The 22,282-nt window shown below is 60.1% G+C and carries 12 protein-coding genes, 6 tRNA genes and 3 rRNA genes; 2 read left to right on the top strand and 19 right to left on the bottom strand.

The genetic code is table 11. The annotated features are described in order from the left end of the window. Positions 1-181 precede the first annotated feature (181 nt). The 13 genes from rpoC to AQ610_RS01455 form a co-directional block, all read right to left on the bottom strand. A complete protein-coding gene (rpoC, locus tag AQ610_RS01515) occupies positions 182-4,420 on the bottom strand; it encodes a DNA-directed RNA polymerase subunit beta' (RefSeq protein ID WP_009913853.1) in 4,239 nt (1,412 codons plus the stop codon). Positions 4,421-4,441: 21 nt separating this feature from the next. Continuing rightward, positions 4,442-8,548 carry a DNA-directed RNA polymerase subunit beta gene (gene rpoB / locus AQ610_RS01510; protein ID WP_006029840.1) on the bottom strand — a complete coding sequence of 1,369 codons (4,107 nt, stop codon included), beginning with the start codon at positions 8,546-8,548 and terminating at the stop codon, positions 4,442-4,444. 363 nt (positions 8,549-8,911) lie between these two features. Next, entirely contained in the window at positions 8,912-9,286 is a 375-nt protein-coding gene (gene rplL / locus AQ610_RS01505) for a 50S ribosomal protein L7/L12 (RefSeq protein ID WP_006029839.1), read from the bottom strand. A gap of 63 nt (positions 9,287-9,349) precedes the next feature. Then, entirely contained in the window at positions 9,350-9,847 is a 498-nt protein-coding gene (gene rplJ / locus AQ610_RS01500; RefSeq protein WP_006400668.1) for a 50S ribosomal protein L10, read from the bottom strand. Positions 9,848-10,144: 297 nt separating this feature from the next. Further along, positions 10,145-10,843, bottom strand: a complete 699-nt coding sequence (rplA, locus tag AQ610_RS01495; protein WP_006029837.1) for a 50S ribosomal protein L1 — start codon at positions 10,841-10,843, stop codon at positions 10,145-10,147. Beyond that, positions 10,844-11,275, bottom strand: coding sequence for a 50S ribosomal protein L11 (rplK, locus tag AQ610_RS01490; protein WP_004198368.1), 432 nt, complete (start codon positions 11,273-11,275; stop codon positions 10,844-10,846). It lies immediately after the preceding gene. Positions 11,276-11,420: 145 nt separating this feature from the next. Then, positions 11,421-11,978: a transcription termination/antitermination protein NusG gene (gene nusG, locus AQ610_RS01485; protein WP_004525645.1), complete on the bottom strand. Its 558-nt coding sequence runs from the start codon at positions 11,976-11,978 to the stop codon at positions 11,421-11,423. Between the two features lies 1 nt (position 11,979). Then, complete coding sequence (secE, locus tag AQ610_RS01480; protein ID WP_043283414.1) at positions 11,980-12,360, bottom strand: preprotein translocase subunit SecE; 381 nt, start codon at positions 12,358-12,360, stop codon at positions 11,980-11,982. 42 nt (positions 12,361-12,402) lie between these two features. After that, positions 12,403-12,478: transfer RNA gene (locus AQ610_RS01475), tRNA-Trp, on the bottom strand. A gap of 59 nt (positions 12,479-12,537) precedes the next feature. Next, entirely contained in the window at positions 12,538-13,728 is a 1,191-nt protein-coding gene (tuf, locus tag AQ610_RS01470) for an elongation factor Tu (protein WP_015601108.1), read from the bottom strand. A gap of 62 nt (positions 13,729-13,790) precedes the next feature. After that, positions 13,791-13,865, bottom strand: a tRNA-Thr gene (locus tag AQ610_RS01465). 24 nt (positions 13,866-13,889) lie between these two features. Continuing rightward, a tRNA-Gly gene (locus AQ610_RS01460) sits at positions 13,890-13,963 on the bottom strand. 42 nt (positions 13,964-14,005) lie between these two features. Next, positions 14,006-14,091, bottom strand: a tRNA-Tyr gene (locus AQ610_RS01455). Positions 14,092-14,320: 229 nt separating this feature from the next. On the opposite strand from AQ610_RS01455, the gene AQ610_RS35705 reads away from it, so the two are divergent. After that, positions 14,321-14,737 (top strand): hypothetical protein, encoded by a 417-nt coding sequence (locus AQ610_RS35705; RefSeq protein ID WP_156436712.1) that lies wholly within the window; start codon positions 14,321-14,323, stop codon positions 14,735-14,737. A 351-nt stretch (positions 14,738-15,088) separates the two neighbouring features. Here AQ610_RS35705 and rrf read toward each other — a convergent pair. The 5 genes from rrf to AQ610_RS01425 form a co-directional block, all read right to left on the bottom strand. Beyond that, positions 15,089-15,201 (bottom strand): 5S ribosomal RNA (gene rrf / locus AQ610_RS01450). Between the two features lie 183 nt (positions 15,202-15,384). Continuing rightward, a 23S ribosomal RNA gene (locus tag AQ610_RS01440) occupies positions 15,385-18,264 on the bottom strand. Positions 18,265-18,593: 329 nt separating this feature from the next. Beyond that, positions 18,594-18,669: transfer RNA gene (locus AQ610_RS01435), tRNA-Ala, on the bottom strand. Positions 18,670-18,706: 37 nt separating this feature from the next. Beyond that, positions 18,707-18,783, bottom strand: a tRNA-Ile gene (locus AQ610_RS01430). Positions 18,784-18,847: 64 nt separating this feature from the next. Continuing rightward, positions 18,848-20,378, bottom strand: a 16S ribosomal RNA gene (locus tag AQ610_RS01425). Together the 16S, 23S and 5S rRNA genes with 2 tRNA genes alongside form the textbook arrangement of a ribosomal RNA operon. 92 nt (positions 20,379-20,470) lie before the next feature. Here AQ610_RS01425 and AQ610_RS36715 point away from each other — a divergent pair. Beyond that, the gene (locus tag AQ610_RS36715; RefSeq protein WP_162486741.1) at positions 20,471-20,746 is read left to right on the top strand and encodes a hypothetical protein; all 276 of its coding nucleotides are present in this window, start codon (positions 20,471-20,473) and stop codon (positions 20,744-20,746) included. A 154-nt stretch (positions 20,747-20,900) separates the two neighbouring features. Here AQ610_RS36715 and AQ610_RS01415 read toward each other — a convergent pair whose 3' ends face one another. After that, on the bottom strand, positions 20,901-22,169 hold the full coding sequence (locus AQ610_RS01415) for an SGNH/GDSL hydrolase family protein (RefSeq protein ID WP_009913857.1): 1,269 nt from the start codon (positions 22,167-22,169) through the stop codon (positions 20,901-20,903). Between the last annotated feature and the right edge of the window lie 113 nt (positions 22,170-22,282).

The following is a 22,282-nucleotide window of genomic DNA, read 5'->3' as shown; positions in this document are numbered from 1 at the left end:
TGGACTGCGAAAAGAGCCGGTGAGCGGAATTTTACCAACGTCGCCGCCGCGACAGGTGGACGAAGGTCGCACGTTGTCCGTTCGGCCGGCTCGCGGCCGCGCGGTGCGCACAAAAAAAGCCGCCCGGTCGAAACCGGGCGGCGTCATCGACTGGCAGGCAAAGCGGCTCGCGCCGCTTCGCTTACTCCGCCGGGTGCTGCGGCTCTTCGGCGGGCGTGCCCGGCGTGCCGAACTCGAACGCTTCTTCCGCTGCGATCTGGTCGAAGCGCTCGCGATCGGATTGCTCCTTCGCCTTGCGCGCCTTGTGGAACGCGAGACCCGTACCGGCCGGGATCAGACGGCCGACGATCACGTTTTCCTTCAGGCCGCGCAGGTCGTCGCGCTTGCCCATGATCGCCGCCTCGGTCAGCACGCGGGTCGTTTCCTGGAACGATGCCGCGGAGATGAACGAATCGGTCGACAGCGACGCCTTCGTGATACCCAGCAGGATGTTCTCGTACGTCGCCGGGCGCTTGTCTTCCGCGATCATGCGGTCGTTCTCGTCCAGCATGTCCGAACGCTCGACCTGCTCGCCCGGAATGAAGCGCGTGTCGCCGTTGTCGACGATCTGCACGCGGCGCAGCATCTGACGCACGATCACTTCGATGTGCTTGTCGTTGATCTTCACGCCCTGCAGACGGTACACGTCCTGCACTTCGTCGACGATATAGCGCGACAGCGCCTCGATCCCCTGCAGACGCAGGATGTCGTGCGGATCGGCCGGGCCGTCCACGATCATTTCGCCCTTGTTGACAACCTGGGCATCGTGGACCAGCACCTGCTTTTCCTTCGCGATCAGGAACTCGTGCTGATTGCCCTCGAGATCCGTGATGACGAGACGCTGCTTGCCCTTCGTGTCCTTGCCGAACGACGTCGTGCCGGTGACTTCCGCGAGAATGCCCGCATCCTTCGGCGAACGCGCCTCGAACAGTTCCGCCACCCGCGGCAGACCGCCGGTAATGTCACGCGTCTTCTGCGCTTCGGTCGGGATACGTGCGAGCACTTCACCCACCTGCACCTGCTGGCCGTCCTTCACGGTGATCAGCGCGCCGACCTGGAAGCCGATCTGCACCGCGTGCTCCGTGCCGGGGATCTTCACTTCCTCGCCGTTCGCATCGAGCAGCTTCACCTGCGGACGAACGCTCTTCGACGCCTGCGAGCCGCGCCGCTTCACGTCGATCACGACGAGCGTCGACAGGCCGGTCACGTCGTCGATCTGCTTGGCGACCGTCACGCCTTCCTCGACGTTCTCGAACTTCACCGTACCGCCGTACTCGGTGATGATCGGGCGCGTCAGCGGGTCCCACGTGGCGAGTTGCGTGCCTGCCTTGATGCTTGCGCCGTCGAGCTGCAGCAGCGTCGCGCCGTACGGCACCTTGTGACGCTCGCGCTCGCGGCCGATGTCGTCGGTGATCATCGCTTCACCCGAACGGGAAATGACGATCTGCTCACCCTTCGCGTTGGTCACGTAGCGCATCGTGGACGTGAAGCGCACGATACCGTTGCTCTTCGCTTCGACCGACGAAGCCACCGCCGCACGCGACGCCGCACCACCGATGTGGAACGTACGCATCGTCAACTGCGTGCCCGGTTCGCCGATCGACTGCGCCGCGATCACGCCGACTGCTTCGCCGACGTTCACGAGCGAGCCGCGGCCGAGGTCGCGGCCGTAGCACGATGCGCACAGGCCATAACGCGTTTCGCAGGTCAGCGGCGTGCGCACGCGCACTTCGTCGATGCCGAGGCGTTCGATTTCCTCGACCGCCGTTTCGTCGAGCAGCGTGCCCGATTCGTACAGCGTTTCCTGCGTTTCCGGATTCACGACGTCCGCAACCGCGACGCGGCCGAGGATACGATCGCGCAGCGCTTCGACGACTTCACCGCCTTCGACCAGCGCCTTCATCGCGACGCCGTTGCTCGTGCCGCAATCGTCCTCGACCACCACCAGATCCTGCGTGACGTCGACGAGACGACGCGTCAGATAACCCGAGTTCGCGGTCTTCAGTGCCGTATCAGCCAGACCCTTACGCGCGCCGTGGGTCGAGATGAAGTACTGCAACACGTTCAGGCCTTCGCGGAAGTTCGCGGTAATCGGCGTCTCGATAATCGAGCCGTCCGGCTTCGCCATCAGGCCGCGCATACCGGCCAACTGGCGAATCTGCACCGCCGAGCCCCGGGCGCCCGAGTCGGCCATCATGTAGATCGAGTTGAACGATTCCTGGCGCGTCTCGTTGCCGTCGCGATCGATCACCGGCTCCGTCGACAGTTGCTCCATCATCGCCTTGCCGACCGCTTCCGACGTCGCCGACCAGATGTCGACCACGTTGTTGTAGCGTTCCTGCGCGGTGACGAGACCCGACATGTACTGGCGGTCGTACTCCTTCACCTTCTTCGCGGCGTCGCCGACGATCTGTTCCTTCTGCGTCGGCACGAGCATGTCGTCGACGCAGATCGAGATGCCGGCGCGCGTCGCGAGACGGAAGCCCGACTGCATCAACTGGTCGGCGAACACGACGGTCGCGCGCAGGCCGCACTTGCGGAACGCGGTGTTGATCAGGCGCGAGATTTCCTTCTTCTTCAGCGGCTTGTTCAGCACCGAGAACGGCAGGCCCGGCGGCAGGATTTCCGACAGGATCGAGCGGCCGACGGTCGTCGCGTACAGCGAGATCTTCGGCACGAATTCCGGCGCGCCTTCGGACGTGTCCTCGTTGCGGACCATTTCGGTGATCCGCACGTTCACGCGCGATGCGAGCTCGACTTCCTTGTTCTCGTACGCGCGGATCACTTCCGACACGCCGGTGAACGTGAGGCCTTCGCCCTTGCCGTTGATCGCTTCGCGGGTCGCGTAGTACAGGCCCAGCACGATATCCTGCGACGGCACGATCGACGGATCGCCGTTCGCCGGGAACAGCACGTTGTTCGACGCGAGCATCAGCGTGCGCGCTTCCATCTGCGCTTCGAGCGACAGCGGCACGTGAACGGCCATCTGGTCACCGTCGAAGTCGGCGTTGAACGCCGCGCAGACGAGCGGGTGCAACTGGATCGCCTTGCCTTCGATCAGCACGGGCTCGAACGCCTGGATGCCGAGACGGTGCAGCGTCGGCGCGCGGTTCAGCATCACCGGGTGCTCGCGGATCACCTCTTCGAGGATGTCCCACACCACCGGCGTCTGGTTCTCGACCTCCTTCTTCGCCGCCTTGATGGTCGTAGCTACCCCCATCACTTCCAGCTTGTTGAAGATGAACGGCTTGAACAGTTCGAGCGCCATCAGCTTCGGCAGACCGCACTGGTGCAGCTTCAGCGTCGGGCCGACCACGATCACCGAACGGCCCGAATAGTCGACGCGCTTGCCGAGCAGGTTCTGACGGAAACGGCCGCCCTTGCCCTTGATCATGTCGGCGAGCGACTTCAGCGGACGCTTGTTCGCGCCCGTCATTGCCTTGCCGCGGCGGCCGTTGTCGAGCAGCGAGTCGACGGCTTCCTGCAGCATCCGCTTTTCGTTGCGGACGATGATTTCCGGCGCCTTCAGCTCGAGCAGACGCTTCAGCCGATTGTTCCGGTTGATCACGCGGCGGTACAGGTCGTTCAGATCCGACGTCGCGAAACGGCCGCCGTCGAGCGGCACGAGCGGACGCAGCTCCGGCGGCAGCACCGGCAGCACTTCGAGGATCATCCAGTCGGGCTTGATGCCCGAGCGCTGGAACGCCTCGAGCACCTTCAGGCGCTTCGCGTACTTCTTGATTTTCGCTTCCGAGCCGGTGTTCTTCAGCTCGGTGCGCAGCGTCTCGACCTGCTCGTCGATGTTGATCGAACGCAGCAGCTCGCGCACGCCTTCCGCGCCCATCTCGGCACGGAATTCGTCGCCGTATTCCTCGACCTTGTTGTAGTAATCCTCTTCGGTCATGATCTGACGCGCCTTCAGCGGCGTCATGCCCGGATCGATCACCACGTAAGCTTCGAAGTACAGCACGCGCTCGATGTCGCGCAGCGTCATGTCGAGCACCATGCCCAAACGCGACGGCAGCGACTTCAGGAACCAGATGTGCGCGACCGGCGACGCGAGCTCGATGTGGCCCATCCGCTCACGACGCACCTTCGCGAGCGTCACTTCGACGCCGCACTTCTCGCAGATCACGCCGCGATGCTTCAGGCGCTTGTACTTGCCGCACAGGCACTCGTAGTCCTTGGTCGGGCCGAAGATCTTCGCGCAGAACAGACCGTCGCGCTCGGGCTTGAACGTGCGGTAGTTGATCGTCTCCGGCTTCTTCACTTCGCCGAACGACCACGAACGGATCTTGTCCGGCGAGGCCAGACCGATCTTGATCGCGTCAAAAATTTCTTCTTGTTGGACTTGCTTGAATAGATCGAGCAAAGCTTTCATCGCTTCTCTCCAGTAGTCCTTTTAGTTCCGGTCCAGGTCGATGTCGATACCGAGCGACCGGATTTCCTTCACCAACACGTTGAACGACTCGGGCATGCCGGCATCGATGACATGGTCGCCCTTGACCAGGTTTTCATAAACCTTGGTCCGGCCGGTCACGTCGTCCGACTTCACCGTCAGCATTTCCTGCAGCACGTACGAAGCGCCATACGCTTCGAGCGCCCACACTTCCATTTCACCGAAACGCTGGCCGCCGAACTGCGCCTTGCCGCCGAGCGGCTGCTGCGTGACGAGCGAGTACGGGCCCGTCGAGCGCGCGTGCATCTTGTCGTCGACGAGGTGGTGCAGCTTCAGGTAGTGCATGTAGCCGAGCGTCACGCGGCGCTCGAACGGCTCGCCCGTGCGGCCGTCGTACAGGCGCACCTGATTCTTCGACGGGTTCATGTCGAGCTGTTCGGCGATGTCGTCCGGGAACGCGAGGTCGAGCATCTTCGACATTTCTTCCTCGGTCGCACCATCGAACACCGGCGTCGCGAACGGCACGCCTTCGCGCAGGTTCTTCGCGAGCTCGAGGATCTCGTCGTCGGTGAAGCTTTCCAGATCTTCCGCGCGGCCCGACTCGTTGTAGATCTTCGTCAGGAACACGCGCAGCTCCTCGATCTTCGCCTGACGTTGCAGCATTTCGCCAATACGCCAGCCGAGGCCCTTCGCGGCCCAGCCGAGATGCACTTCCAGAACCTGACCCACGTTCATCCGCGACGGCACGCCGAGCGGGTTCAGCACGACGTCGGCCGGACGGCCGTCGGCCATGTACGGCATGTCTTCGACCGGAACGATCTTCGACACGACGCCCTTGTTACCGTGACGGCCGGCCATCTTGTCGCCGGGCTGCAGACGGCGCTTCACCGCGAGGTACACCTTGACCATCTTCAGCACGCCCGGCGGCAGTTCGTCGCCTTGCGTGAGCTTCTTGCGCTTCTCTTCGAACGCGAGGTCGAACTGGTGGCGCTTCTCTTCGATCGAGTTCTTGATCGCTTCGAGCTGGGCGGCCGCTTCGTCGTCCGCCAGGCGGATGTCGAACCAGTGATAGTGGTCGAGGTCTTCCAGGTAGGCCTGGTCGATCTTCGTGCCCTTAGCGAGCTTCTTCGGACCGCCGTTAGCGACCTTGCCCACGAGCATGCGCGCGAGACGCTGGAACGCGTCGCCTTCGACGATGCGGAGCTGGTCGTTCAGGTCGAGACGGTAGCGCTTCAGTTCGTCGTCGATGATCTGTTGCGCGCGCTTGTCGCGCTGGATGCCTTCACGCGTGAAGACCTGGACGTCGATCACCGTGCCGCTCATGCCCGACGGCACGCGCAGCGACGTGTCCTTCACGTCCGACGCCTTCTCGCCGAAGATCGCGCGCAGCAGCTTCTCTTCCGGCGTGAGCTGGGTTTCGCCCTTCGGCGTGACCTTGCCGACCAGCACGTCGCCCGCTTCGACTTCCGCGCCGATGTACACGATGCCCGATTCGTCGAGACGGCCGAGCTGGACTTCCGCGAGGTTCGAGATGTCGCGCGTGATTTCTTCCGGCCCGAGCTTCGTGTCGCGAGCGACCACGTTCAGCTCTTCGATGTGGATCGACGTGTAGCGATCGTCCGCGACGACACGCTCCGAGATCAGGATCGAATCCTCGAAGTTGTAGCCGTTCCACGGCATGAACGCGATCAGCATGTTCTGGCCGAGCGCGAGCTCGCCCAGGTCCGTCGACGCGCCGTCGGCCAGCACGTCGCCGCGCGAGACCTTGTCGCCCATCTTCACGATCGGACGCTGGTTGATGTTCGTGTTCTGGTTCGAACGCGTGTACTTGATCAGGTTGTAGATGTCGACGCCGACTTCGCCCGCGGCCGCTTCGTCATCGTTCACGCGAATGACGATACGGCCCGCGTCGACATAGTCGACGACGCCGCCGCGCAGCGCCTGCACCGTCGTGCCCGAGTCGACCGCCACGGTGCGCTCGATGCCGGTGCCGACGACGGGCTTCTCCGGACGCAGACACGGCACGGCCTGACGCTGCATGTTCGAGCCCATCAGCGCACGGTTCGCGTCGTCGTGCTCGAGGAACGGGATCAGCGAGGCCGCAACCGACACGATCTGCGACGGCGCAACGTCCATGTACTGGATGCGGTCCGGCGTGACCATCATCGTTTCGCCGGCTTCACGCGACGACACCAGTTCGTCGACGAGCGTGCCGTCTTCACCGATCGCGGCGTTCGCCTGCGCGATCATGTAGCGGCCTTCCTCGATCGCCGACAGATAATCGATCTGGTCGGTCACCTTGCTGTCGGCGACCTTGCGGTACGGCGTCTCGAGGAAGCCGTATTCGTTCAGGTGCGCATACAGTGCGAGCGAGTTGATGAGACCGATGTTCGGACCTTCCGGCGTTTCGATCGGGCACACGCGGCCGTAGTGGGTCGGGTGCACGTCGCGGACTTCGAAGCCCGCGCGCTCGCGCGTGAGACCGCCCGGGCCCAGTGCGGAAACACGGCGCTTGTGCGTGATTTCCGACAGTGGGTTGGTCTGGTCCATGAACTGCGACAACTGCGACGAACCGAAGAACTCGCGAATCGCCGACGAAATCGGCTTCGAGTTGATCAGGTCGTGCGGCATCAGGTTTTCGCTTTCGGCCTGGCCGAGGCGCTCCTTCACCGCGCGCTCGACGCGCACGAGGCCCGCGCGGAACTGGTTTTCCGCCAGTTCGCCGACGCAGCGCACGCGCCGGTTGCCGAGGTGGTCGATGTCGTCCACTTCGCCCTTGCCGTTGCGCAGCTCGACGAGGATCTTGATCGTCGCGAGGATGTCGTCGTCCTGCAGCGTCATCGGGCCGGTGATTTCGTCACGGCCGACGCGGCGGTTGAACTTCATGCGGCCGACCTTCGACAGGTCGTACGCGTCTTCACTGTAGAACAGGCGGTTGAAGAGCGCCTCGACGGCTTCTTCCGTCGGCGGCTCGCCCGGGCGCATCATCCGGTAGATCGCGATGCGCGCGGCCGTCCTGTCGACGGTTTCGTCGACACGCAGCGTCGACGAAATGTACGGCCCCTGGTCCAGATCGTTCGTATAGAGCGTCTGGATTTCCTTGATCTTCGCCTCGCGCAGCTTCTCGAGCACGCCTTCCGTGATCTCGTCGTTCGCGTTCGCGATCACTTCGCCCGTGTCGCCGTCGACGACGTTCTTCGCCAGCACGCGGCCGAGCAGATAGTCTTCGGGCACCGAGATGTACTTGGTCTTCGCGGTTTCGAGATCGCGAATGTGCTTCGCGTTGATCCGCTTGTCCTTCTGGACGATGACCTTGCCTTCGCGATCGGTGATGTCGAAGCGGGCCACTTCACCGCGCAGGCGCTCGGGCACGAACTCCATCTGCGCGCCTTCGTCCATCAGCGTGAAGTTGTCGAAGACGAAGAAGTTCGCGAGGATCAGCTCCGGCGTGAGGCCGATCGCCTTCAGCAGGATCGTGACCGGCATCTTGCGACGACGGTCGACGCGGAAGTACAGCACGTCCTTCGGATCGAATTCGAAGTCGAGCCACGAACCGCGGTACGGAATGATCCGCGCGGAGAACAGCAGCTTGCCCGAGCTGTGCGTCTTGCCCTTGTCGTGCTCGAAGAACACGCCGGGCGAACGGTGCAACTGCGACACGATCACGCGCTCGGTGCCGTTGATGACGAACGAACCGGTCGGCGTCATGAGCGGAATTTCGCCCATGTACACTTCCTGTTCCTTCACTTCCTTGACGACGGGCTTGTTCGGCGACTCCTTGTCGAGGAGCACGAGGCGCACCTTCGCGCGCAATGCCGAGCAATAGGTCAGGCCGCGCTGCTGGCATTCCTTGATGTTGAATGCCGGCGACGACAACGCATAGCTCACAAACTCGAGACGAGCGAAGCCGTTATGCGAGACGATGGGAAACACCGATGTGAAGGCGGCCTGCAACCCCTCGGACTTGCGTTGCGCGGGCAGCACATCGGCTTGCAGAAATGTGCTGAATGATTCAAGCTGGGTGGCCAGCAGGAAAGGCACTTGGTGAACGATGGAGCGCTTCGCGAAACTCTTGCGAATACGCTTCTTCTCGGTGAAGGAATATTGCATACGATCTCCGAATCACGACGGGCGCTATCGAGGCGGGATACCTGGACGTGTCAAACCCGAGTGTTCACCGACTGAGACCCGATGGCCGTCCGACGGCACGAGCCGAGAAGCTTGGTGGTTGGCCGCTACCAACCGCTGGCTGACGGCAGCGGATGCCTGTGTTGCCCGCTGCCCGACCAAACTTGCCTTCTGCAGTCGCTTCAGAAGACAAAGAGAATCGCCGATCGTCGGTGGATGGGCGGTTTTCTTTGGCTTCTGTGGGCGCTCGTCCGACCTCTTCAAAGAGTGTCAAAACACTGCCTCCACAAAGCACAAAAAGGCCGGCGGTGAAAAACCGCCAGCCTTCGCACAGCGCGCGTGAACTTACTTGAGTTCGACCTTCGCGCCCGCGTCTTCCAGCTTCTTCTTGGCTTCTTCTGCAGAAGCCTTGTCGACGCCTTCCTTGACGGGCTTCGGTGCGCCGTCGACGAGGTCCTTCGCTTCCTTCAGGCCCAGGCCCGTGATTTCGCGAACGGCCTTGATGACCGAAACCTTGTTGCTGCCCGCTTCAGCCAGAACGACCGTGAACTCGGTCTTCTCTTCAGCAGCAGCAGCGGCGCCGCCGGCTGCCGGGCCCGCGACTGCAACAGCAGCAGCCGACACGCCAAACTTCTCTTCGAACGCCTTGACCAGCTCGTTCAGTTCCAGAACGGTCATCCCTTCGACTGCTGCCAGGATGTCTTCTTTTGCGATTGCCATTTGAAATACTCCTAAATTGAATTCGGATACAGCCAGCGATCAGTGACGCTGATGTGCGTTCGCTTAAGCAGCTTCCGCCTGCTTCTTCTCGGCGAGCGCAGCCAGTGCGCGCGCGAAGCCCGAAACAGGCGCCTGCATGACGAACAGCAGCTTCGAGAGCAGTTCTTCGCGGCTCGGGATGCTGGCGAGCGCTTGCACGCCAGCCTTGTCCATCACCTTGCCATCGAACGAACCAGCCTTGATGACCAACTTGTCATTGCTCTTGCTGAAGTCGTTGACGACCTTTGCAGCAGCAATGGCATCTTCCGAGATGCCGTAGATCAGGGGGCCAGTCATCTGCTCTGCCAGCGGAGCAAACGGCGTACCTTCGACGGCGCGGCGCGCCAGCGTGTTCTTCAGAACGCGCAGGTAAACCTTCTGCTCACGCGCTTTCGCGCGCAGCGTGGTCAGATCGCCAACCGCAATTCCACGATACTCAGCGAGCACAACGGTCTGGGCCTTCGCGACTTGCGCGGCGACCTCAGCAACGACGGCTTGCTTGTCTTCTCTATTAAGCGGCACGGTTAGCCTCCAGAAACGATGCGCTTCGCATGACGCGTCACGCACCTCGTTCAACAACGGCGTCCGACTCGTTAGGAGTATTTCCGCTGAAAACCGTCGATTGCTCGCCGATCTCCCGCTTCACCACTGCAAAACTTTTTCGGGTTCGCCATCTGCGTTGGCTTGCATTAAGGGATCGCCCGACTGCTGCTTTCCCACCAACGGTCTTTGATAACCGGCCATTCGACGATGCTTCTTCGAACGACCGCCCAAAGCCCTTTTGGGCCGCTTCTCATCGAAGCGGCCCGGATACTTCGCTTACTGCGCAGCCAGCGAGCCGTGGTCGACGCGAACGCCGACGCCCATCGTGCTCGACAGCGCGATCTTGCGCAGGTACACGCCCTTGCTCGTTGCCGGCTTCGCCTTCTGCAGCGCTTCGATCAGCGCGGACAGGTTCGTGCGCAGCGCGGTCGGCTCGAACGATGCACGGCCGATCGTCGCGTGGATGATACCGGCCTTGTCGACGCGGAACTGCACTTGACCCGCCTTCGCGTTCTTCACCGCGGTCGCGACATCCGGCGTGACCGTGCCGACCTTCGGGTTCGGCATCAGGCCGCGCGGGCCGAGGATCTGACCGAGCGTACCGACGATACGCATCGTGTCCGGCGAAGCGATCACGATGTCGAAGTCCATTTGACCGGCCTTGATCTGCTCGGCGAGATCTTCCATGCCGACCACTTCGGCGCCTGCGGCGCGCGCTTGCTCGGCCTTCTCGCCTTGCGCGAACACGGCGACACGAACCGACTTGCCGGTACCGGCCGGCAGCACGACCGAACCGCGAACGACCTGGTCCGACTTCTTCGCATCGATGCCGAGTTGAACTGCGACGTCGATCGACTCGTCGAACTTCGCGCTCGCGCATTCCTTCACGAGAGCGAGTGCGTCGTCGATCGGATACAGCTTCTGACGATCGACCTTAGCGGCAAATGCCTGACGGCGCTTCGAGATCTTGGCCATTTACACGCCCTCCACAGTGATGCCCATCGAGCGTGCGCTACCAGCGATGGTGCGAACGGCCGCGTCGAGATCAGCCGCCGTAAGATCCGGCATCTTGGTCTTCGCGATTTCTTCCGCTTGTGCGCGGGTGATCTTGCCGACCTTGTCGGTGTGGGGCTTGCTCGAGCCCTTGTCGACCTTCGCGGCCTTCTTGATCAGAACCGTCGCGGGCGGCGTCTTCATCACGAACGTGAAGCTCTTGTCCGCGTATGCCGTGATGACGACCGGCACCGGAAGGCCCGGCTCCATGCCTTGAGTCTGTGCGTTGAACGCCTTGCAGAACTCCATGATGTTCAGGCCGCGCTGGCCCAGCGCCGGACCGACGGGGGGCGACGGGTTGGCTTTACCTGCAGGAATCTGCAGCTTGATAAAGCCGACAATCTTCTTTGCCATTTGAAACCTCGTTGGAACGCATGAAAGCGTTCGGTGAGTGATAACGCGGGTTCGTCCTGAGACTACTGGCGCTCCTCAACGGCCAATTAACGCGGGCCGTAAGCGCGAAGGTGGGCAGCTCCCGGAGCTGCCCACCTGAACTTGCTCAAACCTTTTCGACCTGGCCGAATTCCAATTCGACCGGCGTCGCGCGACCAAAGATGGTGACCGACACGCGAACTCTCGATTTTTCGTAGTTCACTTCCTCGACCGTGCCGTTGAAGTCCGTGAACGGGCCTTCCTTCACGCGCACCATCTCGCCGACTTCGAACAGGGTCTTCGGGCGCGGCTTCTCCACGCCTTCCTGCATCTGCGACATGATCTTTTCGACTTCCCGCGGGGAAATCGGGCTCGGGCGATTGCGCGCCCCGCCGACGAAACCGGTGACCTTCGCGGTGTTTTTCACGAGGTGCCACGTTTCGTCCGTCATTTCCATTTCGACCAGCACATAGCCGGGAAAGAAACGACGCTCGGTCACTGCCTTGTGACCGCCCTTGACTTCAACCACTTCCTCGGTCGGAACCAGGATCTGGCCGAACTTGTCCTGCATGCCGGCACGCTCGATGCGCTCCTGAAGCGCACGTTGCACGCTCTTCTCCATACCGGAGTAGGCGTGCACGACGTACCAACGCTTTCCGCTCGGGGATGCCGGAGTATCGCTCATATCATTTCCAACCCAGAATCACCGAGAAAATCGCCCATTCGATGGATTTATCGCTTATCCAGAGAAAGAGCGCCATGACCAGCACAAAACCGAAGACGACGAGCGTGGTTTGCGTGGCTTCCTTGCGCGTGGGCCAAACGACTTTGCGCACCTCGCGATACGAATCCTTCGCAAAAGCAATGAAGCCCTTGCCAGGAAGCGACACCAGCGCAACGCCCACACCGGCGATCACCCCCACTGCCAAAGCAGCGCCGCGGATATACCACTCCTTGCCACCGAGCAAGAAGAAGCCCGCAAATCCGGCCAAGACCAACAATACACCCAGGGCCAGCATCAGCTTATCGCCGGAGGTATTAACAGTTTCGACGGAAGGATTCGCCATAACACTCTAAAACAAACGCCACGCAGAAGAACGTGGCTTATGTGGCAGGGGCAGAGGGAATCGAACCCCCAACCTTCGGTTTTGGAGACCGACGCTCTGCCAGTTGAGCTATACCCCTAGACCATGTTGGGATCGGCTAACGCCGATCCCCAAACTGTCGATCATCGAGTAACTGGCTTACTCGATGATCTTGGCGACGACGCCGGCGCCGACGGTACGGCCGCCTTCACGGATGGCGAAGCGCAGACCTTCTTCCATCGCGATCGGCGCAATCAGCTTCACCGTGATCGACACGTTGTCGCCCGGCATCACCATTTCCTTGTCCTTCGGCAGCTCGATCGAGCCCGTCACGTCCGTCGTGCGGAAGTAGAACTGCGGACGGTAGTTGTTAAAGAACGGCGTGTGACGGCCGCCTTCGTCCTTGCTCAGCACGTACACTTCAGCCGTGAAGTGCGTGTGCGGCGTGATCGAACCCGGCTTCGCCAGCACCTGGCCGCGCTCCACGTCTTCGCGCTTCGTGCCGCGCAGCAGGATACCGACGTTGTCGCCCGCCTGACCCTGGTCCAGCAGCTTGCGGAACATTTCCACGCCCGTGCAGGTCGTCTTCGCCGTCGGCTTGATGCCGACGATTTCGATTTCCTCACCGACCTTGATCACGCCACGCTCGACGCGCCCCGTCACCACCGTGCCGCGACCCGAGATCGAGAACACGTCTTCCACCGGCATCAGGAACGCACCGTCGACCGCGCGCTCCGGCGTCGGGATGTACGTGTCCAGCGCGTCCGCCAGGTTCATGATCGCCACTTCGCCCAGCTCGCCCTTGTCGCCTTCCAGCGCCAGCTTCGCCGAACCCTTGATGATCGGCGTGTCGTCGCCCGGGAAGTCGTACTTCGACAGCAGTTCGCGCACTTCCATTTCGACCAGCTCGAGCAGCTCCGCGTCGTCCACCATGTCGCACTTGTTCAGGAACACGATGATGTACGGCACACCGACCTGACGCGCCAGCAGGATGTGCTCACGCGTTTGCGGCATCGGGCCGTCCGCGGCCGAGCACACCAGGATCGCGCCGTCCATCTGCGCGGCGCCCGTGATCATGTTCTTCACGTAGTCGGCGTGGCCCGGGCAGTCGACGTGCGCGTAGTGGCGGTTCGCCGTTTCGTACTCGATGTGCGCCGTGTTGATCGTGATGCCGCGCGCCTTTTCTTCCGGCGCCGCGTCGATTTCGTCGTACTTCTTCGCCTCGCCGCCGAACTTCGCCGACAGCACCGTCGCGATCGCTGCCGTCAGCGTCGTCTTGCCGTGGTCAACGTGACCAATCGTACCAACGTTCACGTGCGGCTTGGTCCGCTCAAACTTTTCCTTGGCCATTTTCAACTCCCGAAAGGAATTTCACATGTTGCGCCGCGCGCAAACAGACACTGACTACCTGCTGGTGCCCATGGGCAGGATCGAACTGCCGACCTCTCCCTTACCAAGGGAGTGCTCTACCACTGAGCCACATGGGCGCTTTATGCCTCAACTGCCTGGACTGGAGCGGGTGAAGGGAATCGAACCCTCGTCGTAAGCTTGGAAGGCTTCTGCTCTACCATTGAGCTACACCCGCAAGGGCCAGCAACAATTCCCTGTACCGCTCCGTGCTATGTCTTGGTGGAGGAGGTTGGATTCGAACCAACGTAGGCGTAAGCCAACAGATTTACAGTCTGCCCCCTTTAGCCACTCGGGCACCCCTCCGTAGAGAACTGACAATTATGGGGGTACATCGAATTCGTGTCAAGCGCTTCGTTGAAATTATTTTGCGTCTTCTTCGACCGCGCTGACGTCGTCCGATCTGCGCCGCCGCTTTTCAGTTGTCATCTCCTCGGCAACAGGGCCAAGCTTGTGCGCTACTGAATCGAACGGGGCGTCTGGTACCGCCTTTCCTTTCGTCGCTTCCGTCTGCCCGGTGAAAACGCGCCGGAAAATGGAAGTCCTGAATCATACGGTGTTGGAGGAACGCCGCCAAGTGCCAAACGGCGGCCGTGCGCGAAAAAAGAAGTCACCGGGGATGCGAAGCTCGAATCAAAGATCCGGCCCCGAATGCGAATCGTCGCTAGCAGGGTTGATCAGGGATGTCAGCACACAGTTTCATGGCGCAGATGAGCGACGTTCAACGCGCAATAGCTCTGCGACGCTCGAGCCTGGGTCGCGCAGCGGGTTGCCAGGCGATGTCCTCGGTCACGTCGAGGTTGCCGGAGGCAATTCGGAGACGGCGCGGCATCTTCATTTGTTGTCGCTCGCGCGAGCTGGTGATTCGATTGTCTTCGTGCGATCGTGCCCGTCAGCCTTCGGTAAATCGATCACGGAAGCATTCCGAATGCTTGGCTTGACGGAAATTTGAGACGCCCTTTTCTTTCCGCGGCAACGATCGTGTGCCGTGAGTACGCGTTCAGTTCAAGATCAGATCGGCATTGTTCGCCGGCATTCCGCCAAAGACAGGAGAGCGGAGATAGGTTGTCAGATTACCAAGAGCACTCAGCCTTGATGGGCCATTCATTTTCCGCAGCTTTAGCCGCGGGCGAGGCCGCTCACAACTCGTTCAACTCGAAAACGCAGTTCTTGTGAATGGAAGCGTTCGATTACGGAGACTCGCGCCAGTGACATGTCATGCCAGAGCATACTGGTGAACTGAATCCCGACGAGTAAAAGGCGAAACCCCCGCCTGTGAGGGGCGGGGGTTTCAAGAGGAGGAGCCTGACGATTACCTACTTTCACACGGGGATCCGCACTATCATCGGCGTGGAGTCGTTTCACGGTCCTGTTCGGGATGGGAAGGGGTGGGACCGACTCGCTATGGTCATCAGGCAAAGAGGGTTGTTGCGCTGCTTGGCAGCGCAACCAATCTTGGAAGAAGCAGTAATTTTGGGTTGTGAGGTTGTATCTCACACATACGCGGTACTTCAACCGCTGTACGTCGAGTGCCTTGCACTCGACGCTCGATATCCGTAAGCGCTGAAGCGCTAACGGCTATCGAGACAGACTTGTTATAGGATCAAGCCTTACGGGCAATTAGTATCGGTTAGCTGAACGCATTACTGCGCTTACACACCCGACCTATCAACGTCCTGGTCTCGAACGACCCTTCAAGGGGATCAAGTCCCCGGGGAAGTCTCATCTTAAGGCGAGTTTCCCGCTTAGATGCTTTCAGCGGTTATCTCTTCCGAACATAGCTACCCGGCGATGCGACTGGCGTCACAACCGGTACACCAGAGGTTCGTCCACTCCGGTCCTCTCGTACTAGGAGCAGCCCCCTTCAAACTTCCAACGCCCACGGCAGATAGGGACCAAACTGTCTCACGACGTTTTAAACCCAGCTCACGTACCTCTTTAAATGGCGAACAGCCATACCCTTGGGACCGGCTACAGCCCCAGGATGAGATGAGCCGACATCGAGGTGCCAAACACCGCCGTCGATATGAACTCTTGGGCGGTATCAGCCTGTTATCCCCAGAGTACCTTTTATCCGTTGAGCGATGGCCCTTCCATACAGAACCACCGGATCACTATGACCTGCTTTCGCACCTGCTCGACTTGTCGGTCTCGCAGTTAAGCACGCTTATGCCATTGCACTATCAGCACGATTTCCGACCGTACCTAGCGTACCTTCGTACTCCTCCGTTACGCTTTGGGAGGAGACCGCCCCAGTCAAACTGCCTACCATGCACTGTCCCCGACCCGGATCACGGGCCAAGGTTAGAACCTCAAACAAACCAGGGTGGTATTTCAAGGACGGCTCCACCGAAACTAGCGTTCCGGTTTCATAGCCTCCCACCTATCCTACACAGATCGGTTCAAAGTCCAATGCAAAGCTACAGTAAAGGTTCATGGGGTCTTTCCGTCTAGCCGCGGGTAGATTGCATCATCACAAACACTTCAACTTCGCTGAGTCTCGGGAGGAGACAGTGTGGCCATCGTTACGCCATTCGTGCAGGTCGGAACTTACCCGACAAGGAATTTCGCTACCTTAGGACCGTTATAGTTACGGCCGCCGTTTACCGGGACTTCAATCAAGAGCTTGCACCCCATCATTTAATCTTCCGGCACCGGGCAGGCGTCACACCCTATACGTCCACTTTCGTGTTTGCAGAGTGCTGTGTTTTTATTAAACAGTCGCAGCCACCAGTTTATTGCAACCCCTTCACCCTCGAGGCGCAGGCCTCTCAAGCTACCAGGGCGTACCTTATCCCGAAGTTACGGTACCAATTTGCCGAGTTCCTTCTCCCGAGTTCTCTCAAGCGCCTTAGAATACTCATCTCGCCCACCTGTGTCGGTTTGCGGTACGGTCATCGTTAGACTGAAGCTTAGAGGCTTTTCTTGGAACCACTTCCAATTGCTTCGCTCCCGAAGGAGCTCGCGCCACACCCTTGAATCCTGCGCCCGGATTTGCCTAAGCGCCTTCTCCAATGCAGCGACCGGGACTTCCAACACCCGGACAACCTTCCGCGATCCGTCCCCCCATCGCATCCAACGACGGTGCAGGAATATTGACCTGCTTCCCATCAGCTACGCATTTCTGCCTCGCCTTAGGGGCCGACTCACCCTACGCCGATGAACGTTGCGTAGGAAACCTTGGGCTTACGGCGAGGGGGCCTTTCACCCCCTTTATCGCTACTCATGTCAGCATTCGCACTTCCGATACCTCCAGCACACCTTACAGTGCACCTTCGCAGGCTTACGGAACGCTCTCCTACCATGCGTGCAAGCACGCATCCGCAGCTTCGGTATATGGCTTAGCCCCGTTACATCTTCCGCGCAGGACGACTCGATCAGTGAGCTATTACGCTTTCTTTAAAGGGTGGCTGCTTCTAAGCCAACCTCCTGACTGTTTTAGCCTTCCCACTTCGTTTCCCACTTAGCCATATTTGGGGACCTTAGCTGGCGGTCTGGGTTGTTTCCCTCTTGACACCGGACGTTAGCACCCGATGTCTGTCTCCCGTGATTGCACTCTTCGGTATTCGGAGTTTGCTATGGCGGGGTAATCTGCAATAGACCCCCCAACCATGACAGTGCTCTACCCCCGAAGGTGAGACACGAGGCACTACCTAAATAGTTTTCGGAGAGAACCAGCTATTTCCAGGTTTGTTTAGCCTTTCACCCCTATCCACAGCTCATCCCCTAACTTTTCAACGTTAGTGGGTTCGGACCTCCAGTACGTGTTACCGCACCTTCATCCTGGCCATGGATAGATCACCTGGTTTCGGGTCTACGCCCAGCAACTGAACGCCCTATTCGGACTCGCTTTCGCTACGCCTGCCCTATTCGGTTAAGCTTGCTACTGAACGTAAGTCGCTGACCCATTATACAAAAGGTACGCCGTCACCCCCGAAGAGGCTCCGACTGTTTGTATGCATGCGGTTTCAGGATCTATTTCACTCCCCTCCCGGGGTTCTTTTCGCCTTTCCCTCACGGTACTGGTTCACTATCGGTCGATCACGAGTATTTAGCCTTGGAGGATGGTCCCCCCATCTTCAGACAGGATTTCACGTGTCCCGCCCTACTTGTCGTACACCTAGTTCTTTCATACTGTTTTCGCCTACAGGGCTATCACCTGCTATGGCCGCACTTTCCAGAGCGTTCGGCTAACAATACAAATAAAGAGTACAGGCTCTTCCCATTTCGCTCGCCACTACTTTGGGAATCTCGGTTGATTTCTTTTCCTGCGGTTACTTAGATGTTTCAGTTCACCGCGTTCGCCTCACATGACCTATGTATTCAGTCATGGATACTCCAAAAGGAGTGGGTTTCCCCATTCGGACATCTACGGATCAAAGCTCGTTTGCCAGCTCCCCGTAGCTTTTCGCAGGCTACCGCGTCCTTCATCGCCTGTGATCGCCAAGGCATCCACCACATGCACTTGTTCGCTTGACCCTATAACGAGTCTGTCTCTCGATCATCGTTAGCGCTTTAGCGCTTACGAGGATCCGATACAAAGTACGTTACAGGTTGAGTTCTCGCGTTGTGCCGTATTCCAAGTATGAGTTCAACCTTGCGGTTCGAATCATCTTGAGATACATCGATACAATCACAACCCGGATAACTTCCACGTCCATCTCAAAGACGCTTCCGCTATCCAAATTACTTGCTTCTTCCAGATTGTTAAAGAACGACAGCCGATACAGTTGCCTGCATCACTCTGACTGGCTCAATCGCCAAGGACAAAGATTCGACTCAAGTCGAACGCTTGTCATTGAAGATTGTGGTGGAGGCAGACGGGATCGAACCGACGACCCCCTGCTTGCAAAGCAGGTGCTCTCCCAGCTGAGCTATGCCCCCGTACAGAGACACTCAGGTTCCCTTCTCGCCAGACAATTGGTGGGTCTGGTTGGATTCGAACCAACGACCCCCGCCTTATCAAGACGGTGCTCTAACCGACTGAGCTACAGACCCCTGAGTCTGTCCTGATTCACAGCCGATAAGCGTGAGCGCTCAACTTCGCGGATTTAAGCTCGAGAAAGGAGGTGATCCAGCCGCACCTTCCGATACGGCTACCTTGTTACGACTTCACCCCAGTCATGAATCCTACCGTGGTGACCGTCCTCCTTGCGGTTAGACTAGCCACTTCTGGTAAAACCCACTCCCATGGTGTGACGGGCGGTGTGTACAAGACCCGGGAACGTATTCACCGCGGCATGCTGATCCGCGATTACTAGCGATTCCAGCTTCATGCACTCGAGTTGCAGAGTGCAATCCGGACTACGATCGGTTTTCTGGGATTGGCTCCCCCTCGCGGGTTGGCGACCCTCTGTTCCGACCATTGTATGACGTGTGAAGCCCTACCCATAAGGGCCATGAGGACTTGACGTCATCCCCACCTTCCTCCGGTTTGTCACCGGCAGTCTCCTTAGAGTGCTCTTGCGTAGCAACTAAGGACAAGGGTTGCGCTCGTTGCGGGACTTAACCCAACATCTCACGACACGAGCTGACGACAGCCATGCAGCACCTGTGCGCCGGTTCTCTTTCGAGCACTCCCGCCTCTCAGCAGGATTCCGACCATGTCAAGGGTAGGTAAGGTTTTTCGCGTTGCATCGAATTAATCCACATCATCCACCGCTTGTGCGGGTCCCCGTCAATTCCTTTGAGTTTTAATCTTGCGACCGTACTCCCCAGGCGGTCAACTTCACGCGTTAGCTACGTTACTAAGGAAATGAATCCCCAACAACTAGTTGACATCGTTTAGGGCGTGGACTACCAGGGTATCTAATCCTGTTTGCTCCCCACGCTTTCGTGCATGAGCGTCAGTATTGGCCCAGGGGGCTGCCTTCGCCATCGGTATTCCTCCACATCTCTACGCATTTCACTGCTACACGTGGAATTCTACCCCCCTCTGCCATACTCTAGCCCGCCAGTCACCAATGCAGTTCCCAGGTTGAGCCCGGGGATTTCACATCGGTCTTAGCGAACCGCCTGCGCACGCTTTACGCCCAGTAATTCCGATTAACGCTCGCACCCTACGTATTACCGCGGCTGCTGGCACGTAGTTAGCCGGTGCTTATTCTTCCGGTACCGTCATCCCCCCGCCATATTAGGGCAGAGGATTTCTTTCCGGACAAAAGTGCTTTACAACCCGAAGGCCTTCTTCACACACGCGGCATTGCTGGATCAGGCTTGCGCCCATTGTCCAAAATTCCCCACTGCTGCCTCCCGTAGGAGTCTGGGCCGTGTCTCAGTCCCAGTGTGGCTGGTCGTCCTCTCAGACCAGCTACTGATCGTCGCCTTGGTAGGCCTTTACCCCACCAACTAGCTAATCAGCCATCGGCCAACCCTATAGCGCGAGGCCCGAAGGTCCCCCGCTTTCATCCTCAGATCGTATGCGGTATTAATCCGGCTTTCGCCGGGCTATCCCCCACTACAGGACATGTTCCGATGTATTACTCACCCGTTCGCCACTCGCCGCCAGACCGAAGTCCGCGCTGCCGTTCGACTTGCATGTGTAAGGCATGCCGCCAGCGTTCAATCTGAGCCAGGATCAAACTCTTCAGTTCAATGCCTGTTACTGTTTTCGGTTGTTTCCAACCGGTCGCTCACTCAAAGCTGACAGGTCGTGAATTGCTTCACAAACCTGGCTTACTTTTGTGTGAGACTCTTGATACTTTTGCTCGCGATCCGAAGATCGTCCGCCACATCAAGCGCCCACACTTATCGGCTGTTCATTGTTAAAGAGCATATCTGCGAGAAGATTTCACCACTTTCCACCGCCTTCTCAGCAGCGCTGCGTTGTCAGCAGCAGAGAAATGAGATTATGATCACTTATTCGCAGCGCGTCAACATCTTTTTTACCGCCGCGCCATCGAAACTTCATCATCGCCGCCTCGCGCTCCCGTTCGTCCTCGCGGTCGACCGTACTGCCTGAGCTCAAGACTTCCCACTTCCCCCTTCGCGCCGCGTTCGCCGCAGCGCGAAAGAGGCGTGATTCTAAGCACATCCCCTCCCCCGCGCAAGCCCTTTTTGAGGGTCCCGTTTAAATTTCTTGCGTGGCCGCCGCATGCCACGTCCACGCTGCGCGTTCAGCGGCGCCCGGCCGCAGCCACCAACCGGTCCAGCGGCACCGCGTCGGCCATCGCCGCATACCCTCCGTCGCTCGGATGGATGTCGTCTCCGCTGTTATAGCGGCGCAGCAATTCCGACGGCTTCGCCGGATCGCGCAGCGCAGCGTCAAAGTCCACGACGCCGTCGAACGCGCCCGAGGTTCGAATCCACTCGTTGACCTCGCGGCGGATCGCTTCGCGCGCCGGAGGCAACGACGCCGGCGTCAGCGTCGCGCCGAACACCGCGATGCCGCGCGCATGCGCAGCCGCAATCACGCGGCGGTAGCCTGCGATCAACGATTGCGCGTCGACCTGCGTATGCGGCGCGTCACAATCGAGCCCCGAACGTGCGGGCATCGCCGCGAAATTGATGTCGTTGATGCCGATCAGCAGCACCGCGGCCTTCACGCCGGCGCGCGTCAGCACGTCGCGCTCGAAGCGGCGCTCGAGCGCGACGCCGTAACAGCGCGAATCGCTCAGCAGCCGGTTCCCGCTGATGCCGAGATTCACCACGCCAATGTCGCGCGCGCCCGCGCGTTCGAGCCGGGCCGCCAGCGCGTCCGGCCAGCGGCGATTGCGGTTCAGACTCGAGCGCAAGCCGTCGGTGATCGAATCGCCGACGGCCGCGATCGTCGCCGCGCCCGATCGCGGCGCCTCCACCGCCAACTCGGCGATCCACGCGGATTGCGTGAAGCGCGTCCGGAATGCGTCGGGTGCGGCGTCACTCGTGTGGTTACCCGGCGTCGACACGTAATTGACCTGATTCGACACGCGGTGCCAGACGGTCATCGTCTGGTGACTTCCCACATATAGGCTGAGCGTGTACGGCTCGCCAGCCGTTACGTCGTATGCAACGGGATCGCTTTCCCGCTCCTGCCCGGGCGGCACTTCCATCTCGCGACGGCCGCCGAAAGTCACCGTCGTCGAGCTGCCCGCCGCGACCGCCGCACCGCCCGTCGTCCGGCCGATGCTCATCTCGTCGATCACGAGCGGCGTCTTGCCGTACGCGTTGCTTACACGGACGCGGATCGCCCCGCCCGCGAGCGTCGGATAGACGATCTGGCGGATCGTACGGCCCGCGACGTCCGGCGCGCGGTACAACGGCGGCGGCGCAGCGAGATCCGGGATCGGCTGCAGCGCCGTCGCCCAGGACGCGACCCAGCGCGTCGGTTGCGCGGCACTCGCCGTCGGCGATGCAGCCAGCGCGAAACAGCACGAAAGAGCGGAGAGCCAACGTCGGAATGTCATTCGATACTCCTCACGGCAAAGCTTCGGATTTTGCCTGAACTCGGTTTGTACGCTCCGTTCGGTCGCGGGAACGCGGTTGTCGACGCTTGTCGGAGCGGCTCTCTGCTTTCGGT

The organism is Burkholderia humptydooensis, assembly GCF_001513745.1.
Taxonomy (GTDB): domain Bacteria; phylum Pseudomonadota; class Gammaproteobacteria; order Burkholderiales; family Burkholderiaceae; genus Burkholderia; species Burkholderia humptydooensis.
The sequence above is the reverse complement of the archived record's forward strand: the minus strand, read 5'-3'. Positions and strand labels throughout refer to the sequence as shown.